Source organism: Kitasatospora sp. NPDC033851 (assembly GCF_055576085.1).
This window is the reverse complement of sequence record NZ_JBVIRL010000010.1, coordinates 276,961-294,794: the sequence shown is the minus strand read 5'-3', so window position 1 is coordinate 294,794 and position 17,834 is coordinate 276,961. Positions and strand designations below refer to the sequence as shown.

17 protein-coding genes are annotated in these 17,834 nt (G+C 74.1%); 10 read left to right on the top strand and 7 right to left on the bottom strand.

Annotation, left to right across the window (positions count from 1 at the left end; all coding sequences use genetic code 11):
* Positions 1–15: 15 nt before the first annotated feature.
* Positions 16–417: a cytochrome C oxidase subunit I gene (locus tag ACZ51D_RS21470; protein ID WP_465663274.1), complete on the bottom strand. Its 402-nt coding sequence runs from the start codon at positions 415–417 to the stop codon at positions 16–18.
* A 203-nt stretch (positions 418–620) separates the two neighbouring features.
* Here ACZ51D_RS21470 and ACZ51D_RS21465 point away from each other — a divergent pair, with 203 nt between their 5' ends.
* The 4 genes from ACZ51D_RS21465 to ACZ51D_RS21450 all read left to right on the top strand — a co-directional run bounded on the left by ACZ51D_RS21465 (position 621) and on the right by ACZ51D_RS21450 (position 4,119).
* On the top strand, positions 621–1,235 hold the full coding sequence (locus tag ACZ51D_RS21465; protein WP_465619190.1) for a TetR/AcrR family transcriptional regulator: 615 nt from the start codon (positions 621–623) through the stop codon (positions 1,233–1,235).
* 29 nt (positions 1,236–1,264) lie between these two features.
* On the top strand, positions 1,265–2,806 hold the full coding sequence (locus tag ACZ51D_RS21460) for an FAD-dependent monooxygenase (RefSeq protein WP_465663273.1): 1,542 nt from the start codon (positions 1,265–1,267) through the stop codon (positions 2,804–2,806).
* A gap of 124 nt (positions 2,807–2,930) precedes the next feature.
* A complete protein-coding gene (locus ACZ51D_RS21455; protein WP_465619186.1) occupies positions 2,931–3,587 on the top strand; it encodes an NADPH-dependent F420 reductase in 657 nt (218 codons plus the stop codon).
* Between the two features lie 100 nt (positions 3,588–3,687).
* A complete protein-coding gene (locus ACZ51D_RS21450) occupies positions 3,688–4,119 on the top strand; it encodes a YchJ family protein (RefSeq protein ID WP_465619184.1) in 432 nt (143 codons plus the stop codon).
* Between the two features lie 84 nt (positions 4,120–4,203).
* On the opposite strand, the gene ACZ51D_RS21445 is transcribed toward ACZ51D_RS21450, so the two are convergent.
* Complete coding sequence (locus tag ACZ51D_RS21445; RefSeq protein ID WP_465619182.1) at positions 4,204–5,220, bottom strand: polysaccharide deacetylase family protein; 1,017 nt, start codon at positions 5,218–5,220, stop codon at positions 4,204–4,206.
* 207 nt (positions 5,221–5,427) lie between these two features.
* On the opposite strand from ACZ51D_RS21445, the gene ACZ51D_RS21440 reads away from it, so the two are divergent.
* Entirely contained in the window at positions 5,428–5,967 is a 540-nt protein-coding gene (locus tag ACZ51D_RS21440) for a GNAT family N-acetyltransferase (RefSeq protein WP_465619181.1), read from the top strand.
* Positions 5,968–6,030: 63 nt separating this feature from the next.
* Here ACZ51D_RS21440 and ACZ51D_RS21435 read toward each other — a convergent pair whose 3' ends face one another.
* Complete coding sequence (locus ACZ51D_RS21435; RefSeq protein ID WP_465663272.1) at positions 6,031–6,963, bottom strand: carbohydrate kinase family protein; 933 nt, start codon at positions 6,961–6,963, stop codon at positions 6,031–6,033.
* A gap of 391 nt (positions 6,964–7,354) precedes the next feature.
* On the opposite strand from ACZ51D_RS21435, the gene ACZ51D_RS21430 reads away from it, so the two are divergent.
* The 3 genes from ACZ51D_RS21430 (at position 7,355) to ACZ51D_RS21420 (ending at position 9,859) form a co-directional block, all read left to right on the top strand.
* Complete coding sequence (locus ACZ51D_RS21430; protein ID WP_465619179.1) at positions 7,355–8,836, top strand: M1 family metallopeptidase; 1,482 nt, start codon at positions 7,355–7,357, stop codon at positions 8,834–8,836.
* 266 nt (positions 8,837–9,102) lie between these two features.
* Entirely contained in the window at positions 9,103–9,531 is a 429-nt protein-coding gene (locus tag ACZ51D_RS21425) for a nuclear transport factor 2 family protein (RefSeq protein WP_465619177.1), read from the top strand.
* A 91-nt stretch (positions 9,532–9,622) separates the two neighbouring features.
* Positions 9,623–9,859, top strand: coding sequence for a hypothetical protein (locus ACZ51D_RS21420; RefSeq protein WP_360491389.1), 237 nt, complete (start codon positions 9,623–9,625; stop codon positions 9,857–9,859).
* Positions 9,860–9,919: 60 nt separating this feature from the next.
* Here the strand turns inward: ACZ51D_RS21420 and ACZ51D_RS21415 are convergent, their stop codons facing one another.
* The 4 genes from ACZ51D_RS21415 to ACZ51D_RS21400 all read right to left on the bottom strand — a co-directional run bounded on the left by ACZ51D_RS21415 (position 9,920) and on the right by ACZ51D_RS21400 (position 15,707).
* On the bottom strand, positions 9,920–11,530 hold the full coding sequence (locus tag ACZ51D_RS21415; RefSeq protein ID WP_465663271.1) for a sigma-70 family RNA polymerase sigma factor: 1,611 nt from the start codon (positions 11,528–11,530) through the stop codon (positions 9,920–9,922).
* Between the two features lie 199 nt (positions 11,531–11,729).
* A complete protein-coding gene (locus ACZ51D_RS21410; RefSeq protein ID WP_465663270.1) occupies positions 11,730–12,707 on the bottom strand; it encodes a CAP domain-containing protein in 978 nt (325 codons plus the stop codon).
* A 201-nt stretch (positions 12,708–12,908) separates the two neighbouring features.
* Positions 12,909–13,388, bottom strand: coding sequence for a GNAT family N-acetyltransferase (locus tag ACZ51D_RS21405; protein ID WP_465663269.1), 480 nt, complete (start codon positions 13,386–13,388; stop codon positions 12,909–12,911).
* 201 nt (positions 13,389–13,589) lie between these two features.
* Positions 13,590–15,707, bottom strand: coding sequence for a hypothetical protein (locus ACZ51D_RS21400; protein WP_465619168.1), 2,118 nt, complete (start codon positions 15,705–15,707; stop codon positions 13,590–13,592).
* Positions 15,708–15,840: 133 nt separating this feature from the next.
* On the opposite strand from ACZ51D_RS21400, the gene ACZ51D_RS21395 reads away from it, so the two are divergent.
* Positions 15,841–17,391, top strand: a complete 1,551-nt coding sequence (locus ACZ51D_RS21395; RefSeq protein ID WP_465619166.1) for an ATP-dependent DNA ligase — start codon at positions 15,841–15,843, stop codon at positions 17,389–17,391.
* Between the two features lie 214 nt (positions 17,392–17,605).
* The gene (locus ACZ51D_RS21390; protein WP_465619164.1) at positions 17,606–17,824 is read left to right on the top strand and encodes a ferredoxin; all 219 of its coding nucleotides are present in this window, start codon (positions 17,606–17,608) and stop codon (positions 17,822–17,824) included.
* The last annotated feature ends 10 nt before the right edge of the window (positions 17,825–17,834 follow it).

Below are 17,834 nucleotides of genomic sequence, written 5' to 3'. Positions count from 1 at the left end.
GTGGCCCTGCGAGACTCAGCCCCGCAGGACCGCCGGGACGACGGCGAACAGCGCCGCCGCCAGGGTGACGGAGAGGCAGAGCGCCGCCCAGCGGGTGCAGATCCGGCGGCATTCGCCGCGGTAGCGGGCGGCCAGCCGACGGCAGCGCTCCACGGCGCGGTCCACGACCTCCTCGGCGTAGCGCAGCCGGTCGGCGGTGTAGGCCTGTTCGAGGTTCTCCCGCTCCGCGGCGGGGAGCCAGGGGAACTGTCCGGCGAAGGCGCGGGCGTCCCGCTCGGCCGCCGCGACCTCCGCCTCCCAGGCCAGGAAGCCCTCGATGCGGGCGAACTCCACCCGGGATTTCGCCCGGCCGCCGTCTCCGGCGGGCCTGCCCTGGCGAGGGTTCCGTGCTCTCGGCGGACGCTGTCTGCCACCCATGACCGCTCCTCAGGTCCTGTCGAGTCGTCCCGCCGGAATTCCTGCGGGGTTGGGCTCTTGGCGCGAATCGCTCCGCAACCAGGCAACTACTACCAGCGACGAACCGCAGGTGGCGGGCGGCTCGCCACAGCCCCCCAGGGCCGGAAAAACTTGCGTGGCACGCACTATTGCGCGGCACGCACTTTCTGCGGAACAGTGGTGCCATGACGAACGGGCAGCCCGGCCTGCGGGAACGGAAGAAGGCCGCGACACGTGAGGCACTGAGCTGGGCGGCACTTCGCCTGGCGGTGGAGCGGGGGCTGGAGAACGTCCGGGTGGAGGACATCGCGGCCGAGGCCGGGGTGTCGCCGCGCACCTACAACAACTACTTCTCCAGCAAGGCCGAGGCGATCGTCTCCCGACACCAGGACCGGGTCCGGCAGGCCGCCGAGGCACTGCGGGAGCGACCGGCCGCCGAGCCGCTGTGGGAGGCGCTCACCCAGGCCATGCTCCTGCCGTTCGGGGTCGCGACCGAGCAGCCGGACCCGCGGTGGACCGCCGCCGTACGGCTGCTGCTGCGCGAACCGGTACTCCAGGCTGAGCTGTGGCGCGGCGGGGCGGACGCGGAGGCCGGGCTCGCGGCCGCGGTGGCCGCCCGGACCGGGACCGACCCGGACCGGGACCTCTACCCGAAACTGGTCGCCGCGACCGCGCTGGCCGCGGTCAAGGTCGCCAACGACCAGTACCTGAACGCCGACCCGCCGGTGCCGTTCCGGCCACTGCTCGAGCAGGCGCTGCACCTGCTGGCAGCCGGGCTGCCCAGGCCGTCGTCCCGCTGAACTCACCCGTCCCAGAGGGGGGACCCATCATGCATGACGTGGTCATCGTCGGCGCCGGCCCGGTCGGGCTGTTCCTGGCCTGCGAACTGGCCCTGGCCGGAGTCCGGCCGGTAGTGCTGGACCGGCTGCCCGAGCGCTCGGGCGAGCAGAAGGCCAACGGGCTGGTCGGCCAGGTCATCCGACTGCTCGACCACCGGGGTTTGTACGAGCAGCTCGGCACCACGCCGGGCGCGCCGCAGCCCGTACCCCGCTTCGTGTTCGGCGCCTTCCCGCTGGACCTGCAGCGGCTCGACCGGAACCCGCTGCACGCCCTGCTCGTACCCCAGCACCGGATCGAGGAGGTACTGGAGGAACACGCCCGCGAACTCGGCATCACCGTACGCCGAAACTGCGAGGTCACCGGCTTCGTCCAGGATGCGACCGGTGTGACCGTGGACGTCCACGGCCCGGACGGCGCCGGGCAGGCGCGCGCCCGCTACCTGGTCGGGGCCGACGGCGGCCGCAGCACCGTCCGCAAACTCGCCGGGATCGGCTTCCCCGGGGTCACCTCGCCCGACCCGGTCTCCCGCATCGCCCACGTGCTGCCGCCCGAGGGGGCCCGGCTCACCGACGACGGCGAGGTCCTCCTGCCCGGCTGCCCGACCCCGATCCGCCCGTTCACCCACACCCGCACCGAGCACGGCGTCTTCGTCCTCTCGCCCTTCGACCAGGACGCCGTCATGGTCGCCACCATGGAGTGGGGAGGCCCGCCGGTGGACCAGCAGGCCCCGCTCACCCTGGACGAACTGAGCGCCAGCATCCGCCGGGTCACCGGCGCCGATCTGGCGCTCTCCCCGGCCCGCACGCCCGGCCCGTACACGCCGCGCCGCACCGTCGGCCACAACACCCGGCTCGCCGAGCGCTACCGCGACGGCCGTGTGCTGCTGGTCGGCGACGCCGCCCACGTACACGCCGCGACCGGCGGCCCCGGCCTCAACCTCGGCCTGCAGGACGCCGCCAACCTCGGCTGGAAGCTGGCCGCCGAACTCCAGGGCCGGGCCCCGACCGGCCTGCTGGACAGCTACCACCGCGAGCGCCACCCGATCGGCGAGCGGGTCTTCATGCACTCCCAGGCCCAGATGGCCCTGATGGCTCCCGGCCCCGGAACCACCGCACTGCGCGCCCTGGTCGGCGAACTGCTCTCCTACCAGGACAACCTCGCCCGGATCGCCGCGCTGCTGGCAGGCAGCGACATCCACTACGACACCGACTGCCCGCACCCGCTCGCCGGACGCTTCGCACCCGACCTCGCGCTGACCACCGCCGCGGGCCCGGTCCGGCTCGCCGAACTCGCCCGTGGCGGGCGCCCGTTGCTGCTGGACCTCACGGGCGGGAAACTCGCGCTCGCGGACCGCGCAGCGGGGTGGCAGGACCGGGTGGACCTCGTGGCCGCCGACTGCGCCGAACCGCCCGCCGGTGCGCTGCTGCTGCGCCCGGACGGGTACGTGGCCTGGGCGTCCGGGGTCGACGAGACCGAACCGGAGGGCCTGACACGGGCGCTGCGCGGCTGCTTCGGTGACGCCCGCGCCTGAGGATGTCCACCCTCGAGGCAAAGACGTGATCCGGTCGTTCCGACGCGACTGACGCCCGGTCAACTAGGGTCGTCGCCGGCGCGTTCGGCAGGGACGGGCCTCCTCCTGACGAAACGGGGAAACGGTGCGCATCGGAATCATCGGCACGGGCATGGTCGGGCAGACCCTGGGGAGCAAGCTGGTCTCGCTCGGCCACCAGGTGACGCTGGGCTCCCGCCGCAAGGACAACGAGAAGGGGCTGGCCTGGGCAGCGCAGGCCGGCCCCGCCGCCCAGTGCGGGACCTTCGCCGAGGCCGCGGCCTTCGGCGAGGTGGTGCTGAACGCCACCGGCGGGACGGTCTCGCTGGCGGCGCTGCAGGCCGCCGGGGCGGAGCACCTCGCGGGGAAGCTGCTGATCGACGTCTCCAACCCGCTGGTGTTCGACCCCGAAGGCCAGGTGACCCTCGACCCGGTGAACACCGACAGCGTCGGCGAGCGGATCCAGCGCGAGTTCCCCGAGGCCCGGGTGGTGAAGGCGCTCAACACCATCAACTGCGAGCTGATGGTGGAGCCGGGCCGGCTGACCGGCGAGCACAACCTCTTCATCGCCGGCAACGACGCGGCGGCCAAGGCCGAGGCCGTCGCACTGCTCGGCAGCTTCGGCTGGCCGGCCGAGTGGATCATCGACCTCGGGGACATCGTGGCCGCCCGGGCGACGGAGATGCTGATGCCCTTCTGGCTCCGGATGATGGGGCACTTCGGCAACGCCGAGTTCAACTACTCCTTCCGGCGCCCCGCGTAACGCGGACGGGCCCGCCTCCCCGGTGCACCGAGGGGGCGGGCCCCGCGCCCGCCGGGTCCCGGGCGGCGGGAGCCACACGGCGGTGGGGGAGAATGGGCGCATGTCCCGACCTCGCCCCGCGCCCCGCACCGCCGCTCCCCGGCTGCTGCCCTCCTCCCCCTGCCCGTGCGGCCCGCCCGCCGCCTACGGCGACTGCTGCGGCCGACTGCACCGCGGCCAGGCGGCGGCCACCACCGCGGAGTCGCTGATGCGCTCCCGGTTCAGCGCCTTCGCCGCGCAGGACGAGGCGTACCTGCTGCGGACCTGGCACCCGGACACCCGGCCCGCCGAGGTCGACTTCGACCCGGCGCTGCGCTGGACCCGGCTGGAGGTGGTCTCCACCTCCGAGGGCGGCGCGTTCCACGCGGAGGGCACGGTCGCCTTCCGGGCGCACTGGACCGAGGGCGACGAGGAGGGCGTGCTCACCGAGCACAGCCGCTTCGTGCGGTACGAGGGCGCCTGGGTGTACCTCGACGCCCTCTCGCTCGGCTGAGCCGCCCTCCGGGTGGCCGTCCCTCCGGGTGGGTCGCCCCGCCGCGTGGTCGTCCCCACAGGTAGTCGTCGCTACAGACAGTCGCTACAGGTAGTCGTCCAGGCGGCCCAGGGAGAAGCCGGCCGCGGTGACGTCGTTGACGACCTTGCGCAGCAGGTCCGGCATGGACGCCTTCCAGATGTCGGTGCCCCGGAAGTGGGTGAGGATGATGTCACCCGGATGGAGCTTCCGGTCGTCGTAGCGCCACTCCATGTGGTCCGGGAAGGCCTCCTCGTTCCACATCGGCACCCCCTGCACCCCGCAGGAGGCCGCCGCGCGCAGCGTGTCGTCGTTGTACTCGCCGTACGGCGGCCGGAACAGCCGGGGACGGACGCCGATCTGCTGCTCCAGCTGGTCCTGCTGGTTGCAGATCTCCTGGCGCTGGGTCTCGTAGTCCAGGACCTTCAGGTTGCGGTGGTTGATCGTGTGGTTGTTGATCTCCACGCCCTGGGCGTGCAGGTCGCGGAAGTAGCCGTAGTTCTCGCGGGCGAGGTAGTCGGACACGTAGGTGCTGAGCGGGATCCCCAGCTCCTCGGCCATCCGGGAGAACGCGGGGTCCTTCTCCGCGCCGTCGTCGACGGTCAGGAAGACCACCTTGTCGTCGGTCGGCACCCGGTAGACCACCGGCGGGCGGCCCTCCGCGAGCTTGACGCCCTGGACGGGGGTGAGCTGGACCCTGGTCGCCGGGCGCGGCGGCGCCTTCAACGGCGGGCTCTCCAGACCCCAGCGCTGCGCGGTCTCCAGCGCGGTCCGGACCGCCGCCTCCTGGCGCGCGACCGCCTCGCTGCTGGTCTCCTCCTCCTGGCGGGCCAGGCCGGGCAGAAACGGCGGCGCCGCAGGCGGGCGGGCCGCGCCGCGGCCGGCCACCTCGGGGGCTGCGGCGGCAGCGGCTTCGGCGGGTGCCGCAGCCTCGACGGCGGGTACCGCGTCTTTCGTCGCCGGGGCCGCCTTCGGCCCGGCGGGGCCCGCCGGACCGGCGCAGCCGGTGATGACGGCGGAGAGGCAGACGGTGGCCAGCAGGCCGGTCCGCGCACCGCTCCGGCTCTTCTGACTCCCCCTCAAACCCCCATTAATCTGACAATCTGATGGTCTGTGCATAGCTGCACTGCTCCCCCGCCGCGCACCCCTGCCAATCCCCTCATCACCCGTGCGGGGCAACGGCGCGCCGGAGGCCTTGCCGTTCCTTTGCCGTCCGCCCGCCCCGCCCGGGCCCGCGCCGCCCCCGAAAACCGATTGCGACGACGGCGACAGGGAGTGGATCATGCGCGCATGACGAGCACCGCGCCCCGCCGCCCCGACCTCTGGGCCGTCGCCACGGCCGACGTGACCACCCCCGAGGCCCTGGAACTGCTGCGCGAGTACTACTACGACGTGGCCAACCGCTACTACCGCCTGCACCTCGGGCGGGAAGGCACCCCGGAGCAGCTGGAGTCCGGTCTGGCCGACTCCCCCAGCGACGACCTCGTCGCCCCGGACGGCCTGTTCCTGCTCGGCCGGTACGACGGCGTCGCCCACGCGTGCGCCGGCCTGCGGCGACTCGACGCCACCACCGTCGAGCTGACCCGCGTCTACGTCCGCCCCGACCTGCGCGGCACCCGCGGTGGCGCCCGCCTGCTCGCCGCCGTCGACGAGGCGGCACGCTCCCTCGGCGCCGACCGGATCGTCCTCGACACCCGCCTCGACCTGGTCGAGGCCCGCGCGCTCTACGCCCGGCACGGCTACCAGGAGATCCCCGCCTACAGCAACGGCCCGTACGCCCAGATCTGGTACGGCAAGGAGCTCACCGTGCCGGAGCCGCAAGGGCGTTGAACAGCAGCGGCGACGACCCGGCGGGCCGGGACCTCGCCCGGTCCCCGCGTGGAGGCCCGCCGGCTACACCACGCCGGGGTCGGAGCAGCACCCCCGGCCGTCCGCCAGGGCGGCCTCCAGCTCGGCTGCCGAGGGCGGGTCGGCGCCCGGGCGGGAGACGGTCAGGGCGGCGGCCGTCACCGCGTGGGTGAGGCAGGTCGGGAGGTCGGCGCCGCTCGCGCGGGAGTGCAGGAAGGCCGCCATGAAGGAGTCCCCGGCGCCGACGGTGTCCGCGACCGGGACCGGGACGGCCGCCGCCTCGACCCGGGTGCCCCCGGCGGTGCGGGCGAACGCGCCCTCGGCGCCGAGGGTCACCGCGACCACGGACGGGCCGAGGGCCAGCCAGCGCTCGGCGACCGTCTCGGGCCGCTCGCCCGGGTAGAGCCAGGCCACGTCCTCGTCGCTCGCCTTGACCAGGTCGCTCAGCGCCACACAGCGCTCGACGCGCCGGACGGCCTCGGCCCGCTCCCCCATCAGCGCGGGGCGCACGTTGGGGTCGTAGCTGATCGGTGTCCGCCCGCGCCACCGCTCCACCAGCGCCAGCACCGCCGCCGCGCCCGGCTCGGTGACCGCGCCGATCGAGCCGACGTGGATCGCGGCGGGCGCCTGCGCCAGGTCGGTCGGCGCCGCCCCGGCCGACGGCAGCGACCAGCCGATGTCGAAGGTGTAGCGGGCCCGCCCCTGCCCGTCCAGCCGCACCACGGCCGAGGGAGTCCGCGCGACTTCGGCGGCCCGCACCCGCACGCCCGCCGACTCCAGGTGTGCCCGGATCAGCCGGCCGTTGGCGTCCGGCCCGAGCTCGGTGAGCAGCGTGGCCGGGCGGCCCAGCCGCGCCAGACCGTACGCGACGTTCGCGGGGCTGCCGCCGGGGTGCACCCGGTCCGGGGCGCCGTCCGTACGGACGATGTCAGCGACGCACTCGCCGATCACCAGAACGTGCGAAGCGGGGCTGGTCACGGCGGCTCCTGGCATCCGGGGCGGGGCTCGTCTCGGCCGCCAGCCTACGGGGTGCGTGCACGGGGAGTGCGTCCGCGGGGAGTGCCAGGGCATGAAAGTACGGCCGCCGGACCTGGCCAGGTTTTCCGACGGCCGTGGCCTCGTCCGTCAGGGGACGAAGCACTCCCGACGTTAGACCGCGCCCGGGGGCCGCGCCATCACCGTGGGCCGTCCGGGGGATGGCGGTGTGTCGCCGGCCCCCGGATCCCGCGGATCGTGCCTGCCACGGGCCGGCGGTCCACTAGCATCCGTGCGCGGTCTACCTGTCCCGGCGGCTTCCGCGTCCGCTCCCACTCGTGAAGTGCGGTGATCATTCCTGTCCAGGCCCCGTGCCGGTCTCGCCCTGTCGCTCGTGCTCAGCGCGGTGCTGCTGTCCGCGAGCGTTCCGTCGGCCGGTGCCGTCGACGGGTTGGGCGATCCGGTCTTCCCTTCGCTCGGGAACACCGGGTACCGGGCGCTCGCCTACGACCTGGCCTTCGACTACCGGGCCGACACCCGCACCGTGGACGGCACCGCCGTGATCACCGCCCGGCCCGACCGCACACTCGCCCACCTGGAGTTGGACGCGCTCGGGCTGGCCGTGCGCGCCGTCCGGGTCGACGGGCGCCCGGCGGCCTTCGCGACGCACGACGAGAAGCTGACCGTCACCCCGGCCGAGCCGTTCCGTCCGGGCGCCACCACCGAGTTGACGGTCGAGTACACGGCCGATCCGCGGGCCGCGCAGCCGCACACGGGCTGGGTCCCGACGCCGGACGGCTTCGCGGTGGCCGGCCAGCCGGAGAGCGCGCACACCGTGTTCCCGTGCAACGACCATCCGAGCGACAAGGCCCGGTTCACCATCGCGGTGACCGCACCGGACGGCCTCCTGGGCGTCGCCAACGGCCGGCTGGCGCAGACCGAGCGGCACGGCGACGGCCGCACCACCCGCCGGTACGTCTCCCGCGAGCCGATGGCCACCGAGCTGGTCCAGGTCTCGGTCGGCGACTACACCGTCCGCGAGCGCACCGGCCCGCACGGCCTGCCGCTGCGCGACGTCGTCCCGACCGCCCGGGCCGCCGAGCTGGAGCCCGCGCTGGCCCTCACCGCCGACCAACTCGCCTGGGCGGAGCAGCACCTGGGGCCGTTCCCGTTCGAGACCTACGGCCTCCTGCCGGCCAACACCGACGACCCGGAGGCGTTCGCCTTCACCGGCCTGGAGACCCAGACCCTGACCCTCTACAAGCCTAACTTCCTGCGCCGACCGGAGTCGGAGATCGGCTCGCACATGATGCACGAGCTGGTGCACTCCTGGTTCGGCGACAGCGTCTCCCCGGCCAAGTGGTCCGACCTCTGGCTCAACGAGGGCCACGCCGACTTCTACGGTCTGCTGTACCGCTACGAGCGCGGCTGGCCCGACGCCTGGGACCACCTCACCCTGGTCGACCGGATGCGGGACGTCTACGGGCTCGGCGACCAGTGGCGCCACGACTCCGGGCCGGTCGCCCTCCCGAACGCCGCCGACCTCTTCGACAGCCAGCGCTACGCGGGCGGCGCGCTGGTGCTGTTCGCGCTGCGCGAGAAGGTCGGCGCGGACACCTTCGACCGGATCGAACACGCCTTCCTGCGTGAACACCGCTACGGGAACGCGACCACCGAGGACTACGTGCGCACCGCCTCCGAGGCGTCCGGGGAGGACCTGAGCGGGTTCCTCCACGACTGGCTGTACGGACTGCGCACGCCGCCGATGCCGGGGCATCCGGACTGGACGGTGCGGCCGGTGGGGGCGGCGGCACCGCAGGACGGGGCCCGGGCGGTGGGCGGGACGGGGGTGGCCCGGGGCTCCGGGACGCTCTGACGGCGCCGCTGGGGCTCCTGTTGCACGCCCCGGCGCGCCGGTGTGCGTCCGGTCGCCGCGTGCGCGCCCTGACCGGCAGGGGCTGGTGAGGCCATGGTGGTTCCCACGGCCCGCCCGCCGCCCGGCCTGAGTCCCGGTCGGCGCGCGGGCCGTCCAATGTCTCCGCGCGGGCCCTCGCCGCGCTCCCCGGCCGGATTGTCAGTGGCCGGTGCTAGCGTCCCCAGCACGATCGACGAACGGTCGGGGAACGAACGGGGGGCCTTCTCATGGGTGTTGAGCTGCGGGAGTTCGGGGTCGAGGTCTACGACCGCTGGACGGCGCTGTGGAACGGCGAGTTCGGGCTGGCCGAGAAGATCATGGAGCCCGACTTCACCCTGCGGTACACGCAGGCGGGCTCGGAGGTGTTCGACGAGGTGCGGACGCCGGCGGCGCTGGCCGAGGTGATCCGGCAGTGGCACGCCAAGCGGTCGGAGCTGCGGTTCCAGGCCGAGGGCGTCGCCGTGGTGGACTTGGAGTCGGTCGACGGGGTGGTGTCCGGCCTGGTGGCCCGGCCGTACCTGGCAAGCTTCTCGGACGGCGAGGGCGGCATCGTGGCGCGCAGCGGGACGGACGTCCTGCGACTCAGCGGCGGGCTGATAACCGAGGTGTGGTCGGTCTCCTCCGGTTCCGCCGGGCGGACGTTCTACCGGGTCTGACGCGCTGTCGGCACGGCGGCGACGGAGAGCACGGGGTGGTTCGTGCGGGCCGCCCCCGTAACCCTTCCGGCGCAGTGTCGTTGGACGGGCCATGAAGAAGCGCAGCATGCTCGCCGTCGCCTCGCTCGCCGTGGGTGTCGTGGCCTCTCTCACCGCGCCGAGTGCGCACGCCAGCGCCGTGGGCGGCCAGGAGGGACTGCCCGGGCCGCTGAGCAGCGCGCCCGACGTGGTGCCCGGCCACGTCGGCGACGCGGGCGGTGTCGTCGGACACGCCACGGGCTTCGTGACCGGATCGGCGGACGGGCTGGTCGGGGTCACCCCCGCCTAGTCCGGGCCACGGTGTCGGGGCCGGGCCGCCGCGTCAGGGGCGACCCGGGCTCCCGTCTGCTCAGGACATCGGTGCCCCGAGGTCCTGGGTCCAGTAGGGCGTGCCGGCCTGGTTGGTGGCGACGCCGACGCCGATGTCCTTGAAGCCGCAGTCGAGCATGTTCGACTGGTGGATGCCGCCGTCCATCCAGCGGGCGAAGACCGCGGCCGGGGTGGTCGGGCCCCGGTCGATGTTCTCGCCCCACTGGGACCAGCGGTAGCCGGCGGCGGTGATCCGGGCGTCGGTGCGGACGCCGTCCGGGTTGACGTGGTCGAAGAAACCGCGGGTGGCCATGTCGTCCGTGTGCTTCTGCGCGGCGGAGTGCAGCCGGGGGTCGATCCGCAGCGGGGCGCAACCCACCTTGGCGCGTTCGGCGTTGACCAGGTCCACCAGTTGGCGTTCCGGGTTGGGCACCGGTGCGGCGGTGACCATACGGGTCGGTGTGGGCGTGGTTGTGGGTGTGGGGGTGGGGGTTTCCGTGGGCGTCTCCGTGGGCGTCGGCATCGACACAGGTGTCGGGACGACCGCCACGGGTGCGGCGGCGACGCTCGGGGTGTCCTGGGCGGCGGCCGGGGCGGTCGGCTCCGGCGCGGCCGCCAGCGGAGACTCGCTGTGCTGCGGCCAGACCAGAGCGAGGGTCGTCACGGCCACCGCGGCGGCCGCGCCGCTCACCAGGACGGCCTTGCGCGCGGCGGTGCCGGCCCAGCCGCCGTGTCCTCCGGCAGCGGCGTGCGCGCCGCCTCCCGTACCGGGCCCGGCGCCGGAGCCCGCCCCCAGGCCGGCGCCCGAGCCCGCTCCGGTGGCGGCGGACTGGGCGGCGACGGCGGCCGCGGTGTGCTGGAAGTGGAGCAGGACGGGTGAACCGAGCGGGATCGGCACCAGGGCGAGACCGGCCAGCAGTCCCTCGGCGGGGAAGAGGTCGCGGCCGAGGCCGTCGCAGTCGGCGCAGCCGCGGATGTGCCGGGCGATGCGCTTGCGCCAGACCGAGTTCGGGGTGCCGTCGAAGCCGGCGGTGAGCTCGGTCAGTTCGGGGCAGCGGGGGTAGGCGCTGAGGGCGCGGACGACCACGCGGCCTGCCTCGAGCTGCTTCTTCATCCGCTGGACGCGGACCGCGGTGTGCTGCGGGCTCAGGTCGAGGGCCTCGGCGAGCTCGCCGCGGGTCAGGTCGCCCGCGGCTTCCAGCCACCACAGGGCGAGCAGTTCGCGGTCGTCGGGGTCGAGCCAGCGGGTCGCTTCGGCGACCTCGCGGCGCTGGCCGGAGAGGCCGAGCCGCAGGATGGTGAGGTCGGTGAAGTCGGCCGTGGGGTCGGCGACCTCCCAGGTCTCGTCCAGTCCGCCGACGGCCTGCTGCTGACCGGCGGCGTAGCGGCGGCGCACCTGGTTCATGGTGATGGCGACCAGCCAGGAGCGGAACGAGTCCGGGTCGCGGAGCCCGTCCAGGCCGTCCAGCGCACGGATCATGGTTTCCTGCGCGACGTCGTCCACGTCGGCGTGGCCGCCGAGGGCGCGGCCGGCCACGTTGTAGACGAGCGGCAGCCAGGTGGCGACCAGCGCCTCCTGGGCCTGCCGGTCGCCGGCCTGCGCCGCGAGCACCAGGGTGCTCCCGGTCCTGTTCTGCACATCAGCGTTCATGGTCCGCACTCCGCATTGCCGTGTTTCCGTCCGCCGCTGCCTCCTCGGAGACCTGTGGGGAGTGATCAGATAACAACAATGTGCGCGGAATCGGAAAATCGGCCCGGATCGGCGGCCGTATCAGGCCGGGGCGGAGGCTGGATCGGCGACCGGATCGAGTCGGGAAGGGCGTGCCCGAACGGCTCGGGCCGAGGGCCGGTCAGGCCGGGGCGGCGAACACCTGGGTCCACCACGGGCCGCCGGAGCCGGTCCGCACACCCACGCCGAGCTGCTTGAACGCGCAGTTCAGGATGTTGGCGCGGTGGCCGGGGCTGTTCATCCAGGCGTCCATCACGGCGGCCGGGTCCTTCTGGCCCCGGGCGATGTTCTCGCCCCAGGTGCTCCAGCGGTAGCCGCTGGCCTCGATCCGGTGGTCGGCGTGGTAACCCTCGGGGCTCGCGTGGTCGAAGTAGTTGCGGTCGGCCATGTCGTCGCTGTGCGACTGGGCCGCGGTGGCCAGCCGGGGGTCGGAGGTGACCGGCCCACAGCCGGCCTTGGCGCGCTCGGCGTTGACCAGGTCCACGACCGCTTGGGCATCCGAGGGGGCCGCGCCGCCGCCGACCGGGGCTGCCGGCGCGGTGGCGGTCCGCTTGGCGGCGGTCGGCGCGGCGGTGGTCCGGGTCGCGCTCGCGGTCGCCTTGGCGGCGGAGGCGGAGGCGGTGGGGGTCGGGGTGGCGGTGGCCGAAGCCGTCGGGGTGGCCGGGGCGGTGGCGGGCGGCGTGTCCGGGGCGCTCGGGGTGGCCGCCGGGTCGGTCGCGGCCGGGCCGGCCGGCGGCACCGGGGCGGCCGGGTCCGCTCCCCCGGCGCCGGGGACCTGGATGCCCTCGTGCGTGCCGATCTCGGCGGCGATCAGCGCGTCGGCGGCCATCGCCTGGCCGACGGCGTCCCGATCGGTCTGCTTGCCGCCGTACGCGGCATACCCCGCACCGGCCAGCGCGGCGATCAGCCCGGTACCGGCCACGGCCGCGACCACAGCGGTGACCGGCACGAACCCGCCGCGCCGCCGGCGACGGCCCTGACCGGCCTGCCGTTCGGCGGCCCGCCGCGCGGCCCGGCCACCGGACCGGCCGTGGGCGCCGCCCGCGCCGCCGTCGCCACCGGTCGCCGGGCGAATGGTCGTCCTGTCGTCGCTGTTCACGTGGTCACGCTTTCTGTTCCGGGTCGGCCGGTCGGGTGCCGACACCTGGGAGACCTCCCGGCAGCGCGCCGATAACAGAAAGTCCGAACGAATGTCCGGCGGCCCGGTCGCGGCCTCAGCGCATCAGAGCTCGGCGCATCAGAGCTCGGCGCATCAGGCCTCAGCGGGGCGGGCCCCAGCGCAGCGGGGCTCAGCGCATCCTCAGCGCAGCGCGGCGTCCGGGGCCATGTCGTAGGTGAGGAACGGGGTCCGAGTGGCGACCTGGTCGTACTTGCTGCGGGCCCGGTAGTTGGTCTCGGCGGTGATCCAGCGGACGGTGTTCCAGCCGCGCTCGGCGGCGATCTCCCGCAACCGGGCCAGCAGCAGGTCCACCGCCCCGCCGCCCCGCACGTCCGGAGCGACGAAGAGGTCGTCCAGGAAGCAGCCGACAGCCCCGTGCAGCGGCCGCGCGAACGGCCGGTAGTGGGCGAGCCCGACCGGCGTCCCGTCCCCGTCCCGCACCAGCAGCCCCTCCACCTCGTGGTCCTTGTCGGTGAGCCAGGACCACACCAGCTCGGCCTTCTCCTCCGGGCACGGCACGCGGTAGAACTCGCAGTACCCGCGGAAGAGCTCACGCCAGGCGGCGAACTCGCCGGGCTCGGGTGCGCCCACGCTCCAGCGGGCGGTGGGGGTGTCGCTCATCTCGGTCTCCTCGGGGTCACGGCGCGGTGCGGGCCCCCAGCATGACGCCCCGTCGCCCCGCCACCGATCTCCATCCCGGCCAAGATCGGCAACCTCACACTCCACTCCGTCACTTGGGAAACCGGACAGCGCCGATCCGGCCCCGGGGGGGGTGCCGCCACCCGCCGGGGGCCGCGATGGCGGGTGCACCGAGGAGGGTGCTCAGTGAATGGTCAGTGCCTGGCCGACCTGCCGGAACCCCGCGCCGATGCGGTCGGCGAATCCGGGCGAGGCGGCGCTGACGCTGCCGTTCGCCTCCCCCGAGGAGAGGTTGTGCGTTCCCTGGAGGGTCAGGTTCTCCGTCGGCGCCCCGGCCAGGTCGACGAAGAAGAGGGACAGCGTCAGCATGGCGACGTGCAGCGTGTCGGTCCCACCGGTCACGACCCGCTTGCTGCTCGCGTAGTCCGCGACCCGGCTCCCCGCCCGGAGGACCTCACCCCCTTCGAACTGCCACTGCCCGGCGGCGTCGTCCACGGTCACCAGGCTGCGCTGGTCCAGTGTCAGGTCGAGGGCCGGTGCCGGCTGCGATGTGCTGCCGTCAGACGTGCTGCCCTCAGAGGTGCTGCCGACGGCGGCGGGGTCCGCCACCCAGCCGGTCACCGTGCGGACGTACCGCTTCGGCGGGTCAGCGGCCAGGTCCCAGGCGAAGTCGTGCGGAGGGGTGGGCGGCTGGGTGTCCTCGAGCGCTCCCTGGCTGGCGTTGGGCACGCCGCTGCACAGGAGGATCCGGCGGCCACGGGGGGCCTGGATCCAGAGGCCGTCGTAGGCCACCACCTGGTCGGCGCCGAGCGAGTCCTGGGGCATGGTGAACCCGAGCGAGATCAGGCTCGGGAGGGACGCACGGGTGAACGCCCAGCGCCGCACGCCCTTTCCGACGTCCCGGAGGATGCCGAATTCGTGGGCGTCACCGGTGTCGCCCCTGGCCTGCCAGAACATCGGCCGGATGCCGTCGTACGCCATGACGACTTCGAGCTGCTCCTCGAAGCCGGGCTCGTTGATTCCCGGGGTCCCGTCCGATTTCAGGCCCGAATGGGCGCGGAAGGTGACGTGCGCGGTCTCCGGTGCCGACAGCAGCTGACCGTAGTTCAGGCCGTTCGTGGGGCTCGGGGCCGGGAAGCCGATCTTCGCGAGGGTCGCGGGATCTCCCGTGACGGTGACCGTCCCCGTCACGTGCCCCCGCCAGCCCTCGACGGTCAGGGAGTTGTCGAACCCGTACCCGGTGGCGACCCGGGGCAGCGCGAGGTCCGCGAACGCGGCGTTGATCCGCTCGGCCACCTGGCGGGGCGTGAACGCACCGGCGGCGAAGGCGACGGTCCGTGCGACCCCGTCGACCGTCACCACGATCTGCTCCCCGGCCGCGAAGTTCGCCGTCCCGCCGGGGAACGGGGCTCCCTCATGCCGGGCGGGGACGCCGTTGATCTGCCGGAAGGGGGCACCGGTGACGCCCAGCGCCTTCGCCACCTGCGCCGGGAGCCCGGCGACGTTGAACCCGCCGCCCACCACCGTGACGCCCGGTCCGAGCTGGGGCGGGAGGTGGGATTCGCACCGGCAGTTCAGCAGGACGGACTGGTTGGTGTCCATGTAGTAGGGCGGCTCGGAGAACCCGCCGTCGACGTAGCAGTCGACGTAGCCGTTGCCGGCCAGACTGGAGTCGTAGATGCCCGCTTCGCAGCTCAGCGTCACGATGTGTTCGAAGTGGCTCGCCTGCGCGTCCTGGCCGTGGGCGTACGTCGCCCAGAAGCAGTCCTCGGCGAAGATCCGGGAGACGTAGGAGTCGTTCGTGGCGAAGGCGGTGATGTGGTCCGGCTCCGCGGGGTGGTTCGTGCGCCCGTCGAGGTCGATGCCGCGTTCCCAGTTCAGCAGGTACAGGCTCTCGGCCCAGATCCGGTTCTCCGCGTGGATGCCGCGCCGCGCGAAGCGCTCCGAAGCCGGGCCGCTCGCGCGGGTACGGATCAGGGCCAGGCCCTCGAAGTGGGCGTTGGCCGAGGAGGGCGCCACCACGACGAATCCGTCCTGGTCGGGCGGGAACAGCAGGGTCGTGACGCTGCCCGGCACATTGACGCCGCCCTCGTCGACGGCGGTGCGCACCATCCCGCCGTCCCCCCGGAAGTGGACCGGGGTGGTGACCTCGATGGGAGCCTGGTCGATCCGGTACCGGCCGACCGGGATCTCGACGATTCCGCCGCGTTTGCCGAGTGCGTCGATCGCCTTCCGGAAGGCGGTCGTGGAGTCCGTCGTGCCGGTCGCGTCGGCTCCGTGGGCAAGGACGTTCTCACTCATGTCGATCCGACCAATCCGACCGCTCTTCGGGAAGTCGTCCTCTCTTCATCGTCACACCGGAGTACCGCACCTGCAGCTCTGCTGAGGCGCGGGCCCCCGGGGGCGCGGATGCTGGGGTGGAGGAGGTGGTGTGGTGGCGGGGTTGCGGCGGTTGGCGTCGGTGTCGCGGGCGGTGGCGGCGGAGCCGGGGCGGCGGGCGAAGACGGGGCTGTTGGCCGGGTGCCTGCGGGAGTTGGGGCCGGTGGAGGCGCCGGCGGCGGTGGCCTTGCTGTCCGGGGAGTCGCAGCGGCTGCGCACGGGGGTCGGGCCGGCGGCTCTCCGGGGGCTGCCGGAGCCGGCCGGGGAGGCCTCGCTCGGGGTGCGGGAGGTGGAGCGGGAGCTGGAGCGGATCGCCGGGGTGCACGGGGCCGGGGCGCAGGCGGAGCGGCGGCGGTTGTTGCACGGGCTGTTCGCGCGGGCGACCGAGGTGGAGCAGGGGTTCCTGCGGGCGGTGCTGGTCGGGGACCTGCGGCAGGGGGCGCTGGACGCGGTGGTCGGGGACGCCGTGGCGCAGGCGGCGGGGGTCCCGGCGGCGGCGGTGCGGCGGGCGCTGATGTTCCGGGGTTCGGCCCGCGCGGTGGCGGAGGCGGCGCTGACCGGCGGGGAAGCCGCGCTGGCGGCGTTCCGGCTGGAGGTGGGACGGGCGGTGCGGCCGATGCTGGCCGCCTCCGCGCCGGACGTGGCATCGGCGCTGGAGCGCACCGGTGCGGCCGCGCTGGAGTGGAAGCTGGACGGGATCCGGGTGCAGGTGCACCGGGACGGCGACGAGGTCGCGGTGTTCACCCGGAGCCTGGACGACATCACCGCGCGCGTCCCCGAGGTGGCGGAGGCCGCGCTCGCGCTGCCGCTGCGCTCGGCGGTGCTGGACGGCGAGGCGATCGCGCTCGGTCCGGACGGGCGGCCGCGTCCGTTCCAGGAGACCGCCGCGCGTACCGCGGCTCGGCGGGATCCGGAGCGGCTGCGCGCCGAGGTCCCGCTCAGCGTCTACTTCTTCGACCTGCTGCACCGGGACGGTGAGGACCTGGTGGACCGGCCGGGCCGGGAGCGCTGGGCGGCGCTGGCCGGAGCGGCGCCGCCGGACCTGCGGGTGGCGCGTACCGAGACCGGGGACCGCGACCGGGCGCTGGCCTTCTTCCGGGACACGTTGGCCCTCGGCCACGAGGGCGTGCTGGTCAAGGATCCGGCGGCCCCGTACGCGGCCGGGCGGCGCGGAATCGGCTGGATCAAGGTGAAGCCTCGACACACCCTCGATCTGGTCGTGCTGGCCGCCGAGTGGGGCAGCGGGCGGCGGCGCGGGTTCCTCAGCAACCTGCACCTGGGCGCCCGGGCGGCGGGCGAGCCGGGGCTCGGCCCGTGGGTGATGCTCGGCAAGACCTTCAAGGGCCTCACCGACGAGACGCTCGCCTGGCAGACCGAGGAACTGCTCGCCCGGGAGACCGAGCGGGACGCCTGGACGGTGCGGGTCCGTCCGGAGCTGGTGGTCGAGATCGCCTTCGACGGCCTGCAGCGCAGCCCCCGCTACCCGGCCGGCCTCGCCCTGCGGTTCGCCCGGGTGGTGCGCTACCGGCCGGACAAGGGCGCCGCCGAGGCCGACACCGTCGCGACCGTGCGGGAGATCGCCGCAGCCGAGGGCCTGTCGTCCTGAGCTCGCCGTCGGGGCGGCGGGACCCGCCGCCTGTCGGGGTCGCGTCCATTCAAACCTGCCGCACCGCGCCGGCCCTCCGGCGGAAGCCGAATCGGCCATTCTCGACGATCCCGCACCGCACCCTCCGTGGACGGAGCAGCGGCGGTTAGGTTGGCAATGACAACGAGAGGCAGCCGCCGGCAGCCGGCGGCGTACTGGCGAAAGGTGCCCGACCATGCAGGTGAACGTCGACCGGGACCGCTGCTGCAGCTCCGGGATGTGCGTCACGACCGTGCCCGCGGTGTTCGACCAGGACGACCAGGACAGCCTGGTGAGACTTCGTCAGACCACCTTCCGGCCCGATCAGTTCGCCGATCTGCGACTGGCCGCCCAGCTCTGCCCGGGCGGGGCGATCACCGTCACCGAGGACGAGCCCGCCGAGCTCGACGGCTGACAACTTCCTT